Below are 15,540 nucleotides of genomic sequence, written 5' to 3' on the forward strand. Positions count from 1 at the left end.
AGAAAATCACTGGATTATCGAACACCTTTGGAAGTATTTTTGAGTTACGTAAGTATTGATGATCTGTCTAACTTAATTTGACAATTAAGATAATAAAAAGAGCGCTAAACTGAAAACTAGCTATTTGTTTTCCCGTTTAGAACTCTTTTCAGACAATAAATATTTAATAAAATACGAAGATAAGATAGCTATATTGCTTCTCATCTTTACGTTCTTTTAGAAACTATGCTTCTACTTCAGACCATTCATCGCGTTTTGCTAAAAATTCACGAGCCAAAGCTTGTGCACCTTCTAGTGTATGGCTGGCAGCCCAGCCACATTGTGTTTCATTGCTTGCAGGTACTTCAGTAGCTTCAAGAACATCTTTCATTGTTGCTTCAAGAACATCTAAAATGTCTTCGTAGCTTTCATGATTCAATACAGTCAAGTAAAAGCCTGTTTGGCATCCCATTGGAGACCAGTCTACGATGTAATCTGCGTGATTGCGGATTAGTTCGGCAGTCAAGTGCTCAAGTGAATGTAGACTTGGCATGTCCATGTGTTCTTTATTTGGTTGTTTAAAGCGGACGTCGTATTTAATGATGACATCGCCATGCGCACCCGTTTTTCGATCAGCTACACGTACATAAGGTGCTTTGACTTTTGTATGGTCAAGATTAAAACTTTCGACATTCATTCTCATTTGTAAGACTCCTATCTGTTTGTTCATTCGTTTTGATGCTTTTCACTAAAGAATTATTTAGTGAAATTTACAAAAACGTCTTTCTACTTGATTCTAACACTTATCGTTTCCAAGGTGTAGCAATCTGAAATATTTTTTAGATTTTTCTGCTAAGTCGTTTATTGGGACTTCTAGTTCTTGATTCTGTCAAATGCCTGAGCTAAATCGTTTATGAGATCCTGACCATACTCAATTCCTACAGAAAGACGGATCAAGCCGTCCTTTATGCCAGCCTCTTCTCGTTTTTCTTTTGGAATAGACGCATGAGTCATGACAGAAGGAATTTCCACTAAACTTTCTACGCCACCTAAACTTTCTGCTAAAGTAAATAGTTGGAGTGATTCAACAAATGGAATAGCAGATTCTTCATTTTTTAAAGTAAAAGAAATCATTCCGCTAAAGCCGCTCATCTGCTGCTTAGCAACTCCATGGAGTTCATGATCGGGTAATCCTGGATAGTAGACCTTTTCTACTGCTGGATGAGAAAATAGAAAATCAGCTACCACAAAAGCATTTTTTTGATGTTCCTCCATACGAACACTTAGTGTCTTGATTCCGCGCTGAAGTAACCAGCTATCTTGGGGACCAAGTACGGCTCCGATAGCATTTTGGTAAAATCCGATCTGATCGGCTAGATCTTTATGGTTAGAAGTCACTAAACCAGCTACTACATCGCTGTGTCCGCCTAGATATTTGGTACCGCTATGGACAACGATATCAGAACCGAGATCTAAAGGTCTTTGAAAATAAGGAGTAGCAAATGTATTGTCAGCAATAACTATCAATCCATGTTGATGAGCCAGAGTGGCACTTTTTTCTAAATCAGTAATCTTTAGAAGCGGATTGCTAGGTGTTTCAAGATAAAGTGCTTTTGTATTGGGTTTGATGGATTGTTCTATTTTATCAAGATTACTCGTATCTATGATCGTGTACTCGAGACCATTTTTAGTAAGAACTTTGTCAAATAGACGGAATGTTCCTCCATAGACATCATCTCCTAATAAGATATGATCGCCAGCTTGAAAAAGAGAAAAAACGGCATGAATCCCAGAAAGACCAGAAGAAAAAGCGAATCCTCGAACACCGCCTTCCAAATCAGCAATCAGTTCTTCCAATGCAAAACGAGTAGGATTACCAGATCTTGAATATTCATATTGTTTAGGCTGGCCGACGCCATCTTGCCGATAAGTGGATGTTTGATAAATAGGTACACTGACAGCTCCTGTTGTGGGATCTTCACTGATGCCTCCGTGGATCAATTTTGTTTGAATGTGCATGTTTCTTTCCTCCTATAAGTAAATGTTTTTTGATAAATAGCGGTCTGCTGCGTCTGGAAAAATCGTAACGACACGATGACCAGGTGGTAAACGACGAATTTCTCTTAATGCTGCTGCAAAAGCCGCACCACTCGAACTTCCAACTAATAGTCCTTGTTCTCGTGCTAACTGCCTAGTATGGTTAAACCCTTCTACATCAGAGATTGTCTCGATCTGATTGATTGAAAGGGGAGAAAGAAACGGCGGAATGAATTCTACACCGATACCCTCAATTTCGTGAGGGGCTGGATCACCACCATTTAACACAGAGCCCTCTGGTTCTACACCGATTATTCGAATGTCGGGATATTTTTCTTTCAAAAAGGTAGAAGTTCCAGCAAAGGTTCCACCACTCCCAATTCCTGCTACAAAACTATGGATATTTTCTTTGATTTCATGAAAGATTTCTGGCCCTAACGTATGATAGTAAGCAGCAGGATTATCTTTATTTTCAAATTGAAGAGGCAGATAGCTGTTTGATATCTCCTCTGCAAGTTTTTTACTTTTGCTGATGGCACCGATGATTCCTTGCTCACTAGGAGAATGGATGATCTTTGCTCCCAATGCTTTCATCAATTGTTGTTTTTCTAAGCTAAACTTCTCTGGAACAACAAAAACCGTTCTTAATTTGTATGTGAGTGCGGCCAGAGCGATCCCAATTCCTGTATTTCCGGCAGTTGGTTCGATGATCGTCGTTTTTTCATTGATTTTTCCTTGGGCAAATCCTTCTTTGATCAAATAACTGCCCAATCTATCTTTGATACTTCCTCCAGGATTTAAATATTCTAGTTTTGCATAAATAGCAGAACCTTTAGGCATAGAATAGTGCTGATTGTCAAAGCGATAAAGCGGTGTGGAACCAATAGCTTCTGTAATTGTCGAGATAATCATATGGGCCTCCTAAAAAAAGATAATAAAAAAAGGAGCTGACTATTAAATCAGCTCCTTGAAAGACATAGAGAAAAATTGAGTAGATAAAAAGATAAGTTACCTGGTACTCATTCTATGAAGGGCAATTAATAGACATGACAAATAGTATGCTGCTTTTATGCACCATACAACAGCAACGATTCAATTGTTTTTGGTTGCTGACTGTCATGTGTATCCCTCCAAGTAAAATTTTTATTAACGATAGCATGAAAAAAAATAAAAGTCAAAGGCTTGAAAGAAAAAAATATTTCGATAGCATCGTTTACCCGTGTTTATTTTTCTGACAAATAGGCATGAGACCTTAAAAGATAGAGAATACTCTAGTTTTCTGGCCGGTTGTCTGATACAATAAAGTTGATTATGATAAAGAAAAGAAGGAGCAAAAATAATGATCTCAGCAAGTGATTTAAGAGCCGGTATGACTTTCGTACAAGACGGCAAACTGATTAAAGTTCTGGATGCAAGCCACCATAAACCTGGTAAAGGAAATACAGTTATGCGTATGAAACTGAAAGATGTCCGTTCAGGTGCAACATACGACACAACGTTCAGACCAGAAGAAAAATTTGAAAAAGCACATATCGACACAAAACCTGTACAATATTTGTACACGATGGATGATACAGCTTTCTTCATGGATTTGGAAACATATGAGCAATATGAAATTCCTGTAGAAACAGTAGAAGAAGAAATGAAATATATCCTAGAAAACATGGAAGTAAAAATCCAATTCTTCGGTAGCGAAGTCATCGGCGTTCAATTACCAACAACTGTCGTATTACGTGTTGTGGAAACACAACCTTCCATCAAAGGTGCAACAGTCACTGGTTCAGGTAAACCAGCGACAATGGAAACTGGCTTAGTAGTCAATGTTCCTGACTTCATCGAAACAGATGAATTGTTGGAAATCAATACAGCAGAAGGTTCTTATGTAAAACGTGCATCAAAATAATGAGCTGACGAATTGATAAGAAGTTGAAAAACATAGCTTGACCTCTTGAAAAGTGGATCATCGGATCTGCCTTTCAAGAGGTTTTTTTGTGGAATCAGCAAATTGAAAAATAAAAAAGTATTTGATTTTATTTATATTTTGAAAGATGAATGGCAAAAGCTAGAGAAAGAAGAAACTGCACTTATTTATGAAGAAATTGAAATGATTCATAAAATTGAAAATATCCGAACTATTCCGAACTATATTGAAGCGAAAATATTTTTTCATCACTAAATAGTGTTGAATTTATGTTTTTATGTATAAATAGCTTCTAATAGTTCGGGTATTTTGTTTTTATAACCATTTTTATTCTTATTTTTAAAAAAATATTTCGAAATATACTAGACAATTCAGAAAATTTTGTTTAATATTATTCCAATAAAATTCAAATCTTTATCAAATGAAATTCCAATAAAAACGGAAAAAAAGTGAAAAGAGGAATGAAAAAATGACAGAATTGATAATTGGCGGAGTCATAGCAAGCACATTGGCAGAAAAGTATAAGACACCTCTGTATGTGTATGATGAAGAAAAGATGAGACAAACGATGCTGTCATTCAAGCGAGGCTTTGTATCGAAACGTTTTGATACAAAAGTACTTTACGCCTCTAAAGCATTCCAAACGATTGAGATGCTGTATTTAGTTCGTGAATATGGATTCGGGCTAGATGTTGTCAGTGGTGGGGAAATCTATACCGCTTTGCAAGCTGATTTTCCTAGAGATACTATCTACTTCCATGGTAACAACAAGACGCCAGAGGAACTGATCTATGCACTTGAAAATGATTTGTTGCATATTGTTGCCGATAATTTGATGGAAGTTGAATTATTAGCAGAATTAAGCCAACGCTATTTAAAAAAAATCTGTATCATGCTTCGGTTGAATGTCGGAGTAGAAGCACATACTCATGAATATATCGTCACTGCGCATATTGATTCAAAATTCGGCATGAGCTATGAAAGTAAAGAGTGCCAACAAGCCCTTCAGTTGATAAAAGAAAGCAGCTATCTAGAGTTAGAAGGATTTCATGCTCATATCGGGTCACAAATTTTTGATGTTACTGCTTGGTTAGCTGAAATCGACAAATTGACGAATTACTTAACCGATTTTGACCAACCTCTTTCCTTGAATCTTGGCGGAGGGTTTGGGATTCGTTATACACAAAATGATCAGCCAATCCCAGTCGAAGAGGCACTAAAAAAACTGATTGAATATACGGAAGAAGCTTTGGAAAAACGAAAACTGACCATTCGTCAATTACTGATTGAACCGGGTAGAAGTATTGTTGGAGAAGCTGGTACAACACTATACACGATTGGTTTCATCAAAAAGACACCACATAAAAAATATTACTTTGTAGATGGCGGGATGACAGATAATATCCGTCCAGCTCTGTATCAGGCAGAATACGATTGTGATTTAGCAGCAAAACTGTCGGAAGAAAAAACAGAGAAAGTGACGATTGCAGGAAAAATGTGTGAATCAGGCGATGTGGTAATTAAAGAAGCTTATTTGCCGAAAGCAGAATCGGGTGATCTTTTAGCTGTTTATTCCACGGGAGCTTATGGATACTCGATGAGCAGCAACTACAATCGAGCGACACGACCAGCAGTTGTTTTTGTCAATAATGGCCAATCAAGACTGATTGTTCGCAGACAAGCATTTTCTGATCTACTAAGGGGGGAAGTTTCCTATGATCCTTCATAAATATAATGGCTGCGGAAATGATTTTATCTTATTAGATTACGCAGAAGACACAGATTATAGTCAATTAGCCGCTTCTTTATGCACAAAAGAAAAATATGATACAGACGGATTGATCGCCGTAAAAATCGATCCGTTGGAAATGATCTATTACAACAAAGATGGCAGCCGCGCGCCGATGTGCGGAAATGGCATTCGCTGTTTTGCTCGATACGTAAATGATCAGAACATGATGAATGAACAGGAATTCAACGTAGAGACATTAGCAGGCACAAGAAAAATTACGGTGTTGGATCCCTCACCTTTTTATTGCAGCGTAGATATGGGAGTGCCAGATGATTCTCCGGAAAAAATCAAAGCTAATCAAACTTATCCAATAAAAAACCAGGAAATAGAGATCAATGGTGAAAAAGTAACGATCACTAGTTTATTTTTAGGAACGATTCATACTGTTGTTTTTGTTGAAAATGCGCGTGAGGAAGTCTGGAGAAAAAGAGGTGAACTGATCTGTCATCATCCTTTGTTCAAAGAAAAAACCAATGTCAACTTTGTAGAAGTAGTCAATGAACAAGAATTGATCGTCCGTACCTATGAAAGAGGAGTAGGTTGGACACTTGCTTGCGGTACAGGTTGCTGTGCCTCTTATGTGGTTGCTAAGGAAACTGGGAAAATTTCAGCAGATCAGGTAGTTGTTCACTTGGAACAAGGAGACTTGATGATCTCTGGTGAGGATGCGATACAAATGGCTGGCCCAGCAGTTCATGAATGGACAAGAATATTGGAGGAATGAAGATGATAAAAGGTTCGATCGTGGCGCTGATCACGCCGATGAATGAAGAGGGATCAGTAGATTATGCTGGTTTGGAAAAATTGATCCAATTCCATTTAGATGAACAAACAGACGGATTATTAGTTTTAGGTACAACAGGAGAATCTTCTACGCTCACACAATCTGAGGAGGAGCAGATCCTTCAACTGACAGTAAAGAAAGTGGCTGGCCGTGTGCCGGTGATTGCAGGAGCTGGAACGAATAATACGAAAGAAACGATTGAAAAAGCGAAGCATTTTGCTTCTTTGGGGGCAGACGCACTTTTGGTCATCACCCCTTACTACAACAAAACAAGTGATGCAGGACTAGCTGCTCATTTTACAGCAATTGCAGAAGCCTCACCGATTCCGCTTATTTTGTATAATGTTCCTTCTAGAACAGGCATGTCGATTCCAATCCATGTATTAGTAAATTTAGCAGAACATCCTAATATCATTGGTTTGAAAGAAGCCTCAGGAGATATGGCTTATGTGATGGATGCCGCTCGGTTGATTGGAAAAGAATTCTTCCTTTACAGTGGAAATGATGATTTGATCCTACCAGTAATGAGTGTAGGAGGAAGCGGTGTAATAAGTGTATGGGCGAATATCCAACCTAAAATAGTCCATGAATTAGTAAAAGATACGCAGGACGGAAGATGGCAGCAAGCAAAAGAAAAGCAATTAAATGCACTTGAACTGATCCATGCCTTGTTCAGTGAGACCAATCCTATTCCTGTCAAAGCAGCCATGTCATTATTAGACTTACCTTCCGGACCTCTACGCCTGCCTTTAGTTTCTCTTTCAAAAGAGAAAAAGAAACAATTAGCTCAGCTTTTGTTAAAAGAAAGGACGGGTGAAAAATGAGAATCGGACTGATTGGCAGTGGACAGATGGGAGACAGAGTCGAAGAAGTTGCACAAGAAAGAGGAGATACGATCCTTCTTTTACAGACGTCACCTAAAGAAGCAACTACGCTTGTTTTTCCGGAACTGCTAGAAATGCTTATTGATTTTTCTCATCCAGATAATTTAGAGAAAATCCTTTCGTATAGCTTATCATATCAACTTCCGTTAGTCATTGGCACGACAGGTTATACACAATCACAGTTCCAAGAAATAAAAGAACATGCCAAACATGTACCTGTGATGTATAGTGCTAATTTTTCGTTCGGCATCATGGTGATGAATCAACTAATCAAGCAAGCAGCTGCAATGTTGCAAGGCTGGCAGATCGAACTGATTGAAAAACATCATAGTCGTAAAAAAGATGCACCATCTGGTACTGCAAATATGCTGCTTCAAACAATCCAAGAAGTGCAAAAGCTGCAGCCCGTATACAACTGGCAAGGGAAAAAAAGAGAAGAAAACCAAATTGGTGTACACAGTATTCGTGCAGGTTCTTTACCTGGTGAACATGATGTATTGTTTGCTGCTACTGATGAAATATTTACGATCAAACATGAATCTTTTTCTAATCGAATCTTTGCTGCAGGCGCAGTAGAAGCAGCGGACTGGTTGAAAGATCAGTCACCAGGTTATTACAAATTAGAAGATTTATTAATGGACAAAGGGGTGTAAAAAACGTGGAAGCTCAAGAAATCATCCGCTACATTCAAACGGCATCTAAAAAGACGCCTGTGAAAGTCTATCTGAATGTAACCGAGCCAATCGAATTTAAAGAAAGTAAAGTTTTTGGTGAAGGAAGCAGCTTCGTTGTTTTTGGTGACTATGAGACGATTGCTCCGGTTTTAGAAGCTGAATCAGAAAAAATCATTGAAATCGAAATCGAAACTGCTGCAAGATACAGCGCAGTTCCTTTGCTAGATATTAAAAAAATTAATGCTCGTATCGAACCAGGTGCTATTATCAGAGATCAAGTGTCAATCGGCAACAATGCCGTGATCATGATGGGAGCGATTATCAATATTGGTGCAGTAATCGGTGAAAACACGATGATTGATATGGGTGCTGTCTTAGGTGGACGAGCGACAGTGGGCAAAAACTGCCATATTGGTGCAGGAGCTGTCTTAGCAGGTGTGATCGAACCAGCATCGGCCAAACCGGTTATCGTAGAAGACGGCGTACTGGTAGGTGCGAATGCAGTGATTGTTGAAAGTGTCCATATCGGAAAAGATGCAGTCGTGGCAGCAGGAGCAGTGGTTTTAGAAGATGTGGCAGCAGGCACTGTTGTCGGTGGAATACCTGCACGTGTATTAAAAATAAGTGATGATCAGACAAAAGAAAATACAGCATTGATTGCTGCGTTACGCGAATTATAGAGGAGATGGAGAAAAATGCGCGAAATAGATACCTGTATTGTGGGGGCAACCGGATTAGTCGGCCAAACGATGCTCAAAGTGTTAGAAGAATATGATTTTCCAGTAGGACGATTGAAATTATTAGCTTCAAAACGTTCACCCGGTAAAGTTTGTGTATTCAAGAAAAAGAAACACACTGTACAGGAATTGACAGAAACTTCATTTGAAGGATATGATTTAGCGCTATTTTCTGCAGGTGCTTCTGTATCCAAAGAGTTTGCGCCAATCGCACGAAGTCAGGGACTATTTGTCATAGATAATTCCTCAGCATGGCGGGAAGATTCGGATATTCCATTAATCGTTCCAGAGGTCAATCTGGAAGACTATACATTGAATCGGCTGATTGCAAATCCAAATTGTTCAACCATTCAAGCGGTACTTCCACTTAAAGCTTTACAAGAAGCCTTTGGTATCCAGCGAGTCAATTATTCGACCTATCAAGCAGTTTCTGGTTCCGGGCAAAAAGGCATTGAAGATCTTCATCGTACGCAAAATGACGAGGAACCAGTTTTGTATCCTTATAATATTAGCCAAACGGTGATTCCGGAAATCGATCAGCCTTTAGAAAATGGGTATACAAAAGAAGAACAGAAAATGATAAATGAGACCCGTAAGATTCTGCATCAGCCTGCTTTGCCAGTATCAGCAACCTGCGTACGTGTGCCAATCGAAAATGGACATGGAGTCTCTGTGGCAGTTCAACTGCAAAAAGAGTTTACGACGGAAGAAATTAGAGAGTGTCTCAGCCAGTTTCCAGGGATTCAATTAGAAGATGATCTAGCAGCACATAAATATCCGACGAGCATTCTTGCTAGAGGAACAGATATGGTTTATGTTGGGAGGATCAGAAAAGACACTTCTTTAGAGAACGGATTGTTGTTCTATACGACTGCCGATAACATACGCAAAGGAGCCGCTGCGAATGCCGTACAGATTGCTGCAGCTTTAATGCAGAAAATAGCGGAGGTGGCAAGATGAGTAATACGCTGAAAGTAGCGAAATTCGGCGGAACATCGATGTCTCATGAAGAGCAATTCAAAAAAGTCCGTACAATTGTTCTTTCAGATCCCAATCGCCAAGTGATCGTTGTTTCTGCTTTAGGCAAACGTACGTCAGATGATGACAAAGTAACAGACTTACTTTATTTGATTTATGCTTACCTTCAGCATCATGTTGATTGGACACCCCTTTGGAAAAGGATTTGTGATCGTTTCATTCAAGTAAGAGATGTTCTTGCCCTGCAGTTACCTATTGAAGATGAACTAGCACGCATACAGAAACAACTGGAAGACGAAAAGATAACTGAAGATTATTTAGTAAGTAGAGGTGAATATCTGACTGCTCAACTGATGGCTGAGTATCTTGGTTACCAGTTTATTGACGCAAAAGACCTGATTTTCTTTGACTATGATGGGAAAATCGATCAGGAAAAAACAGCACAGGAAATCACAAAAGCATTTAAAAGATATCCGAAAATGGTTGTTCCAGGGTTTTACGGGGCGAACCCTGCAGGAAAAGAAAAATTATTGGGCCGTGGGGGAAGCGACATTACCGGCGCGATACTGGCGAAGATGTTGCAAGCGGAAAGTTATGAGAATTGGACGGATGTTTCAGGAATCATGATGGCTGATCCGCGAATCATCGATCATCCTAAAATCATCGAGGAAATCTCTTTTAGAGAACTGAGAGAGATGGCTTATATGGGGGCTAACGTTCTTCATGAAGCAGCTGTTTTCCCAGTTCAAGAGGCTGATATCCCCATCCAAATAAAAAATACCAATGATCCTTTCGCTCAAGGGACAAAAATATCGAATCACGAAATAGAAAAGGAAAATGGACTGACAGGAATAGCTGGACGCAAGGATTTTCTTTCCATCACTTTATTCAAACGTCATATGTCCGATGAAATCGGGTTTATCTGGAAAGCAATGAGCATTTTTGCTAAACATGAGATATCAATCGAACATATTCCTTCAGGGATCGACAATATCGGAGTGATCGTCTCAGCAGAAGCGATTGCCGATAAATTATTTCTCATCACGAAAGAATTAAAAGAAACACTTGGCGTGGAAGAAATCGTCGTGATTGAAGACTTAGCTTTGATCTCTGTCGTTGGCGGACCGCATAAAGAATTGATCGGTTTATCTGGAAAAGTGTTATCGATATTGAACAAATTAGAAATTCGCACATCGATCTTATCACAAGGAGCACAGGAGTTGAATCTGATCATCGGTGTACCGAATAATCAATATGAAACAGTAGTGAAGGGTATCTATGAAGGGATGGTGAATACGGATGCTGAAAGAATATCGAATGGCACTCCATCAAATTCCTGAAATCGGATTTCATGAATTCAAGACAAAAAAATATTTATATGAACAAGTAAAAAACAGCGGGGCCGTTATCCATGAAATCGGCGAAACAGGACTACTCCTTTATTTTGATAATCAACAAGAAGAAACGATTGCTTTTCGAACAGATATCGATGCACTGCCAGTCAAAGAAGAAACGAATCTCTCTTTTGCTTCTAAGCATGAAGGGTATATGCATGCATGTGGTCATGACGGACATATGGCGATGCTTTTAGGGTTGACTGACTTTATAACTAAACACATTGAGGATCTTATTTATAATGTAGTACTGATCTATCAGCCATCAGAAGAAATTTCCGGTGGCGCACAAAGCGTTATTCAGTCAGGATTGTTGGATAAATATGAAGTACAAGCAATATTTGGCTTTCATCTATGGCCTGGACTAGCTAAGGGAGAAGTTTTCTCTCGACCAGGACCTTTGATGGCACAAAGCAGTGAAACAGACATTATCATTAAAGGCCAGTCTGCACATATTGCTTCTAGTGAAAAAGGAATCGATAGTCTGGAGGCAGCTGTACGATTTTTGAAGAATGTTTATGATTTTGATCGGCAATTACCGGCAGAGTGGAATCATCTAATGAAATTTGGCCAAATCCAAGGTGGAACGATCCGAAATGTTTTAGCTGGAGAAGTTATTGTATCCGGAAGTATCCGTTCTTACAGTTCAGATATGCAAAATTATTTGAAGAGGGGATTAGACCATTTAGCAGAACAGTTTCACTCTACAGCTACTATTTCTTTTCACTATAATGACGGCTATCCAGCTGTAATCAACCATAGAGGCTTATATGCAGCACTGTTAGATTCAAACAAACTACATGAATTAGATGCTCCAGTTCTTCAAGCCGAAGATTTTGGCATATATACGCAACAATATCCATGTGTATTTTTCTTTTTAGGTGTCGGTGATACCCCTGCTTTACATGATCCGACGTTCGATTTTGATATGGATGTTTTAGAAAATGGTGTAGAATGGTACAAAACGATTCTTTTTACAGAAAATCTTCTTGTAAAAATCGATAGCAGTTCAAAAGAGGAGCGAGTAAATAATGACGAATTTATCCAATCTATTTAGTCCCAGGCTTTCTAGAATAGAAGTATCAAAAATACGACAATTCGATCAGCAAATATCTTCGATACCAGATGTGATCAAACTCACCCTGGGAGAACCGGATTTTCCAACTCCCGAACATGTCAAACAAGCCGGAATAGCAGCGATTGAAGAAGACTTTTCTCACTATACCGGAATGAGAGGATTAGAGGAACTGCGGGAAGCTGCTTGTATGTTTCAGCAGCAGCGTTATGGACTAACTTATGATCCGCAAACGGAAGTTTTGACGACGGTTGGTGCAACGGAAGCAATTGCCTCTGCATTGTTATCTGTTTTGGAAGAAGGAGACAAGGTTCTTATTCCAGCGCCTGCTTATTCAGGATATCAGCCATTAGTGGAACTAGCTGGTGCTGAATTGATCCCGATAGATACTTCTGACACAGGGTTTGTTTGCCAGCCAGAACAATTTGAAAAAGCCTTTGAACAATATGAATCAGCTGTCAAAGCAGTCATTTTAAACTATCCTAACAATCCTACTGGGACGACATTGTCTGCAAAACAATTGAAAGCAATCGCTGAGGTTTTAAAAAAATATCCGGTATTTGTTATAAGTGATGAAGTATATGCTGAATTGACTTATAGTGGAACGCATATGTCCATAGCTACTTATCTTCCAGAACAAACAATCGTGATAAGCGGGTTATCCAAGTCACATGCGATGACTGGTTGGCGAGTGGGCTTTATTTTTGCTCAAAAAGCCCTTATTGACGAACTAATTAAAGTCCATCAATATCTGGTGACTGCCGCTACAACGATGTCGCAAAAAGCTGCGGCTGAAGCGCTAATAAATGGGGTGAAAGATAGCGAGAATATGAAAGAGCAATATCAAACACGAAGAGACTATCTGGTCCAGCAATTGGCGCCTTTAGGATTTGAAGTGACCCAGCCAAACGGTGCATTTTACTTGTTTTGCAAACTCCCAGCTGCCATTCAAACTGACTCTTGGCAGTTTTGTGTAGAATTAGCGGAACAGGCAAAAGTTGCGTGTATCCCAGGAATTGCATTTGGCCCAGAAGGAGAAGGTTATATCCGGATTTCTTATGCTAGCAGCATGGAAAAATTACATGAGGCCTGCAAACGGATCAAAGACTTTTTAACAGAACAGTGATTCATAGATTTTATCAAAAAAACAATCGTTAATTTTGCGGTATATTCTGCAAGGAGACGATTGTTTTTTAAATTTAGTTCAAATGAACGCGTTTCTTTTGATTCATAACTAATGTAATGTTAAGTTTAAATTGTTTAGAATGATTTTAAAAGAATATTCAAGGAGGTTTCATCAATGGAAAAAATCAAAGTTGTCATTGTAGGTGCATCTCATGGAGGGCATCAATCGATCTTGGAACTATTGACACGATACGGTGAAAATGTAGATATCACGCTATTTGAAGCAGGAGACTATATTTCCTTCATGTCATGTGGTATGGAGCTGTATTTAGAAGACAAGGTAACAGATGTAAATGATGTACGTAATTTCAGACCAGAAAACTTTCCGCAATCCAATGTTCATATTTTAAATAATCACGAAGTAAAAACGATCGATGCCGATAAAAAAACAGTAACGGTTACTAGCGCATCAGATAACGAAACAAAAGAATATCCTTATGACAAATTGATTTTGAGTTCTGGTGTCAAACCAAACAATCTGCCAGTACCAGGAGCAGATCTAGAAAATGTCTACTTGATGCGTGGATACAATTGGGCAACCAAAATCAAAGAAAAATTAAATGATCCGGCTATTAAAAAAATCGCTGTCGTAGGTGCGGGTTACATTGGGATCGAAGCAGCAGAAGCAAGCCGAAAAGCTGGGAAAGAAGTCGTATTGCTTGATGTGATCGATAGACCTTTAGGCACTTATTTAGATGCTGAGATGACAGATATTTTAGAACAACACCTAAATGAAAACGGTATTGAAGTTTTGACAAATGCAAAAATCGAAGCTTTTACTGGTAACGGAAAAGTTGAGGCAATCAAAACAAGTGAAAAAGAAATCCCAGCAGATCTAGTCATTCAAGCTGCCGGTGTGAAGGCAAATACAGAATGGTTAAAAGGGATCGTCGACTTAGATGAACGTGGCTGGATCCAAACAAATGAATACTTGCAAACGAATCTTCCAGATGTGTATGCAGTAGGAGATGCTACACTTGCTTATTCTATCCCAGCACGCAAAAAAATGCCGATCGCTTTAGCGACTGTTGCACGTAGAGAAGCACGTTATGTAGTAAAACATCTTTTTGAAGAAGTACCAAACAAACCGTTCGGCGGAGTCGTAGGTTCCTCTGCATTAAGTGTCTTTGACTATCATTTTGCAGCAAGCGGATTGAATAGCTTTACAGCAGCAAAAGCAGGAGTAGATGTACGAGTGTCTTATTATGAAGATACGTTACGACCAAAATATGTACCAGAAGAACAAGGAAATCCAAAAGTGTCCATCCAATTATTCTCGGATCCAATGACCCATCAATTGCTAGGAGGAGCAGTATTATCTACCTATGATGTTACAGGTCAAGGAAATGTATTGGCACTAGCGATCCAAAACAAACTGACTTTAGAAGAACTAGCAGAAGCTGACTTCTTCTTCCAGCCAGGCTTTGACCGACAATGGAGCATGTTGAATCTAGCCGCTCAACAAGCGTTAGGAGAAGAACCATTTGTAGAATAAGAAAACGAAATATTTGAAAAGAGGTTGTGAAAAAGCTGCCTTGCATCAAGTAATAAGAACAGCCAAGTAAAAACAGCTTCTTATGTTTTTAACTTGGCTGGACTTATTACCGCAGATGCAAGCTTTTGAACACCGTTTATTTTCAAAAAAGGGACTGTGACACGATTTGTGTACCGACCCCCAAAAGTTAGACCAAAAAATCTAACTTTTGGAGGTCGGTATTTTTTATGGTTAAATATACTTTTGAACTTAAATTAAAGATCGTTCATGATTATTTGGATGGCAAAGGCGATTGGACCGTAAAAATCCAGATCAAGAGATTGAAGCGGAAATGCTTAAAATTCGGGAGAAGCACAAGGATTATGGCTGTTTACGGATGACCAATGAACTAAGAAACCGCGGTTTCTCTATCAATAAAAAGAAAGTTCAGCGCTTGATCAAGAAGCTAGGAATAAAAGTAACGGCATACACGCGTAAATCACGTCGCTACAATTCTTATCGAGGAAAAGTTGGAGCAGTAGCCAAAAATCGGATCCATCGTCGTTTCTACACCAGTATCTGCCATCAGAAAATCACGACGGATACAACTGAATTTAAATACCATG

The 15,540-nt window shown here is 39.0% G+C and carries 15 protein-coding genes and 1 pseudogene; 13 read left to right on the top strand and 3 right to left on the bottom strand.

Going from position 1 to position 15,540, the window contains the following annotated elements; genetic code table 11:
- Nucleotides 1-223: 223 nt before the first annotated feature.
- The 3 genes from DIZ30_RS06690 to DIZ30_RS06700 form a co-directional block, all read right to left on the bottom strand.
- Nucleotides 224-682 (bottom strand): S-ribosylhomocysteine lyase, encoded by a 459-nt coding sequence (locus DIZ30_RS06690; RefSeq protein WP_002289439.1) that lies wholly within the window; start codon nucleotides 680-682, stop codon nucleotides 224-226.
- Nucleotides 683-852: 170 nt separating this feature from the next.
- Nucleotides 853-1,998 (bottom strand): cystathionine gamma-synthase, encoded by a 1,146-nt coding sequence (locus DIZ30_RS06695; RefSeq protein ID WP_002289438.1) that lies wholly within the window; start codon nucleotides 1,996-1,998, stop codon nucleotides 853-855.
- 12 nt (nucleotides 1,999-2,010) lie between these two features.
- Nucleotides 2,011-2,928 carry a PLP-dependent cysteine synthase family protein gene (locus DIZ30_RS06700; protein WP_002297881.1) on the bottom strand — a complete coding sequence of 306 codons (918 nt, stop codon included), beginning with the start codon at nucleotides 2,926-2,928 and terminating at the stop codon, nucleotides 2,011-2,013.
- 427 nt (nucleotides 2,929-3,355) lie between these two features.
- Between DIZ30_RS06700 and efp the strand changes: the two genes are divergently transcribed.
- The 13 genes and pseudogenes from efp to DIZ30_RS06770 form a co-directional block, all read left to right on the top strand.
- Entirely contained in the window at nucleotides 3,356-3,919 is a 564-nt protein-coding gene (gene efp, locus DIZ30_RS06715) for an elongation factor P (protein WP_002289434.1), read from the top strand.
- Nucleotides 3,920-4,021: 102 nt separating this feature from the next.
- On the top strand, nucleotides 4,022-4,192 hold the full coding sequence (locus DIZ30_RS13515) for a hypothetical protein (protein ID WP_002294348.1): 171 nt from the start codon (nucleotides 4,022-4,024) through the stop codon (nucleotides 4,190-4,192).
- 214 nt (nucleotides 4,193-4,406) lie between these two features.
- Nucleotides 4,407-5,666: a diaminopimelate decarboxylase gene (lysA, locus tag DIZ30_RS06720; protein WP_109023155.1), complete on the top strand. Its 1,260-nt coding sequence runs from the start codon at nucleotides 4,407-4,409 to the stop codon at nucleotides 5,664-5,666.
- The gene (gene dapF / locus DIZ30_RS06725) at nucleotides 5,653-6,453 is read left to right on the top strand and encodes a diaminopimelate epimerase (RefSeq protein WP_002294349.1); all 801 of its coding nucleotides are present in this window, start codon (nucleotides 5,653-5,655) and stop codon (nucleotides 6,451-6,453) included. Before lysA ends, dapF begins: the two co-directional genes overlap by 14 nt.
- Before the next feature lie 2 nt (nucleotides 6,454-6,455).
- On the top strand, nucleotides 6,456-7,337 hold the full coding sequence (gene dapA / locus DIZ30_RS06730) for a 4-hydroxy-tetrahydrodipicolinate synthase (protein WP_002297885.1): 882 nt from the start codon (nucleotides 6,456-6,458) through the stop codon (nucleotides 7,335-7,337).
- Nucleotides 7,334-8,050, top strand: a complete 717-nt coding sequence (gene dapB / locus DIZ30_RS06735; RefSeq protein WP_109023156.1) for a 4-hydroxy-tetrahydrodipicolinate reductase — start codon at nucleotides 7,334-7,336, stop codon at nucleotides 8,048-8,050. Before dapA ends, dapB begins: the two co-directional genes overlap by 4 nt.
- A 5-nt stretch (nucleotides 8,051-8,055) precedes the next feature.
- Nucleotides 8,056-8,751, top strand: coding sequence for a 2,3,4,5-tetrahydropyridine-2,6-dicarboxylate N-acetyltransferase (gene dapD / locus DIZ30_RS06740; protein WP_002297888.1), 696 nt, complete (start codon nucleotides 8,056-8,058; stop codon nucleotides 8,749-8,751).
- 15 nt (nucleotides 8,752-8,766) lie between these two features.
- Nucleotides 8,767-9,768, top strand: coding sequence for an aspartate-semialdehyde dehydrogenase (locus DIZ30_RS06745; protein WP_109023157.1), 1,002 nt, complete (start codon nucleotides 8,767-8,769; stop codon nucleotides 9,766-9,768).
- On the top strand, nucleotides 9,765-11,126 hold the full coding sequence (locus DIZ30_RS06750) for an aspartate kinase (RefSeq protein ID WP_002286872.1): 1,362 nt from the start codon (nucleotides 9,765-9,767) through the stop codon (nucleotides 11,124-11,126). The genes DIZ30_RS06745 and DIZ30_RS06750 overlap by 4 nt, the downstream gene beginning before the upstream one ends.
- Complete coding sequence (locus DIZ30_RS06755; RefSeq protein WP_002297890.1) at nucleotides 11,086-12,237, top strand: M20 family metallopeptidase; 1,152 nt, start codon at nucleotides 11,086-11,088, stop codon at nucleotides 12,235-12,237. Before DIZ30_RS06750 ends, DIZ30_RS06755 begins: the two co-directional genes overlap by 41 nt.
- Nucleotides 12,212-13,381 carry a pyridoxal phosphate-dependent aminotransferase gene (locus DIZ30_RS06760; protein ID WP_109023158.1) on the top strand — a complete coding sequence of 390 codons (1,170 nt, stop codon included), beginning with the start codon at nucleotides 12,212-12,214 and terminating at the stop codon, nucleotides 13,379-13,381. Before DIZ30_RS06755 ends, DIZ30_RS06760 begins: the two co-directional genes overlap by 26 nt.
- A 174-nt stretch (nucleotides 13,382-13,555) precedes the next feature.
- Nucleotides 13,556-14,935 carry an FAD-dependent oxidoreductase gene (locus DIZ30_RS06765; RefSeq protein ID WP_002286868.1) on the top strand — a complete coding sequence of 460 codons (1,380 nt, stop codon included), beginning with the start codon at nucleotides 13,556-13,558 and terminating at the stop codon, nucleotides 14,933-14,935.
- A gap of 280 nt (nucleotides 14,936-15,215) precedes the next feature.
- Nucleotides 15,216-15,540: pseudogene (locus DIZ30_RS06770) on the top strand (IS3 family transposase); the annotation flags it as partial.

This window comes from Enterococcus sp. H57, from assembly GCF_003112495.1.
GTDB classification, from domain to species: Bacteria; Bacillota; Bacilli; order Lactobacillales; family Enterococcaceae; genus Enterococcus_B; species Enterococcus_B faecium.

Coding starts and splice junctions, on each gene's coding strand:
- DIZ30_RS06695 (WP_002289438.1), bottom strand. CDS start 1,998: ATGCACATTCAAACAAAATTGATCCACGGAGGCATCAGTGAAGATCCC.
- dapA (WP_002297885.1), top strand. CDS start 6,456: ATGATAAAAGGTTCGATCGTGGCGCTGATCACGCCGATGAATGAAGAG.
- dapB (WP_109023156.1), top strand. CDS start 7,334: ATGAGAATCGGACTGATTGGCAGTGGACAGATGGGAGACAGAGTCGAA.
- DIZ30_RS06690 (WP_002289439.1), bottom strand. CDS start 682: ATGAGAATGAATGTCGAAAGTTTTAATCTTGACCATACAAAAGTCAAA.
- DIZ30_RS06755 (WP_002297890.1), top strand. CDS start 11,086: ATGCTGAAAGAATATCGAATGGCACTCCATCAAATTCCTGAAATCGGA.
- DIZ30_RS06745 (WP_109023157.1), top strand. CDS start 8,767: ATGCGCGAAATAGATACCTGTATTGTGGGGGCAACCGGATTAGTCGGC.
- DIZ30_RS06700 (WP_002297881.1), bottom strand. CDS start 2,928: ATGATTATCTCGACAATTACAGAAGCTATTGGTTCCACACCGCTTTAT.
- lysA (WP_109023155.1), top strand. CDS start 4,407: ATGACAGAATTGATAATTGGCGGAGTCATAGCAAGCACATTGGCAGAA.
- DIZ30_RS06760 (WP_109023158.1), top strand. CDS start 12,212: ATGACGAATTTATCCAATCTATTTAGTCCCAGGCTTTCTAGAATAGAA.
- DIZ30_RS06750 (WP_002286872.1), top strand. CDS start 9,765: ATGAGTAATACGCTGAAAGTAGCGAAATTCGGCGGAACATCGATGTCT.
- efp (WP_002289434.1), top strand. CDS start 3,356: ATGATCTCAGCAAGTGATTTAAGAGCCGGTATGACTTTCGTACAAGAC.
- dapF (WP_002294349.1), top strand. CDS start 5,653: ATGATCCTTCATAAATATAATGGCTGCGGAAATGATTTTATCTTATTA.
- DIZ30_RS06765 (WP_002286868.1), top strand. CDS start 13,556: ATGGAAAAAATCAAAGTTGTCATTGTAGGTGCATCTCATGGAGGGCAT.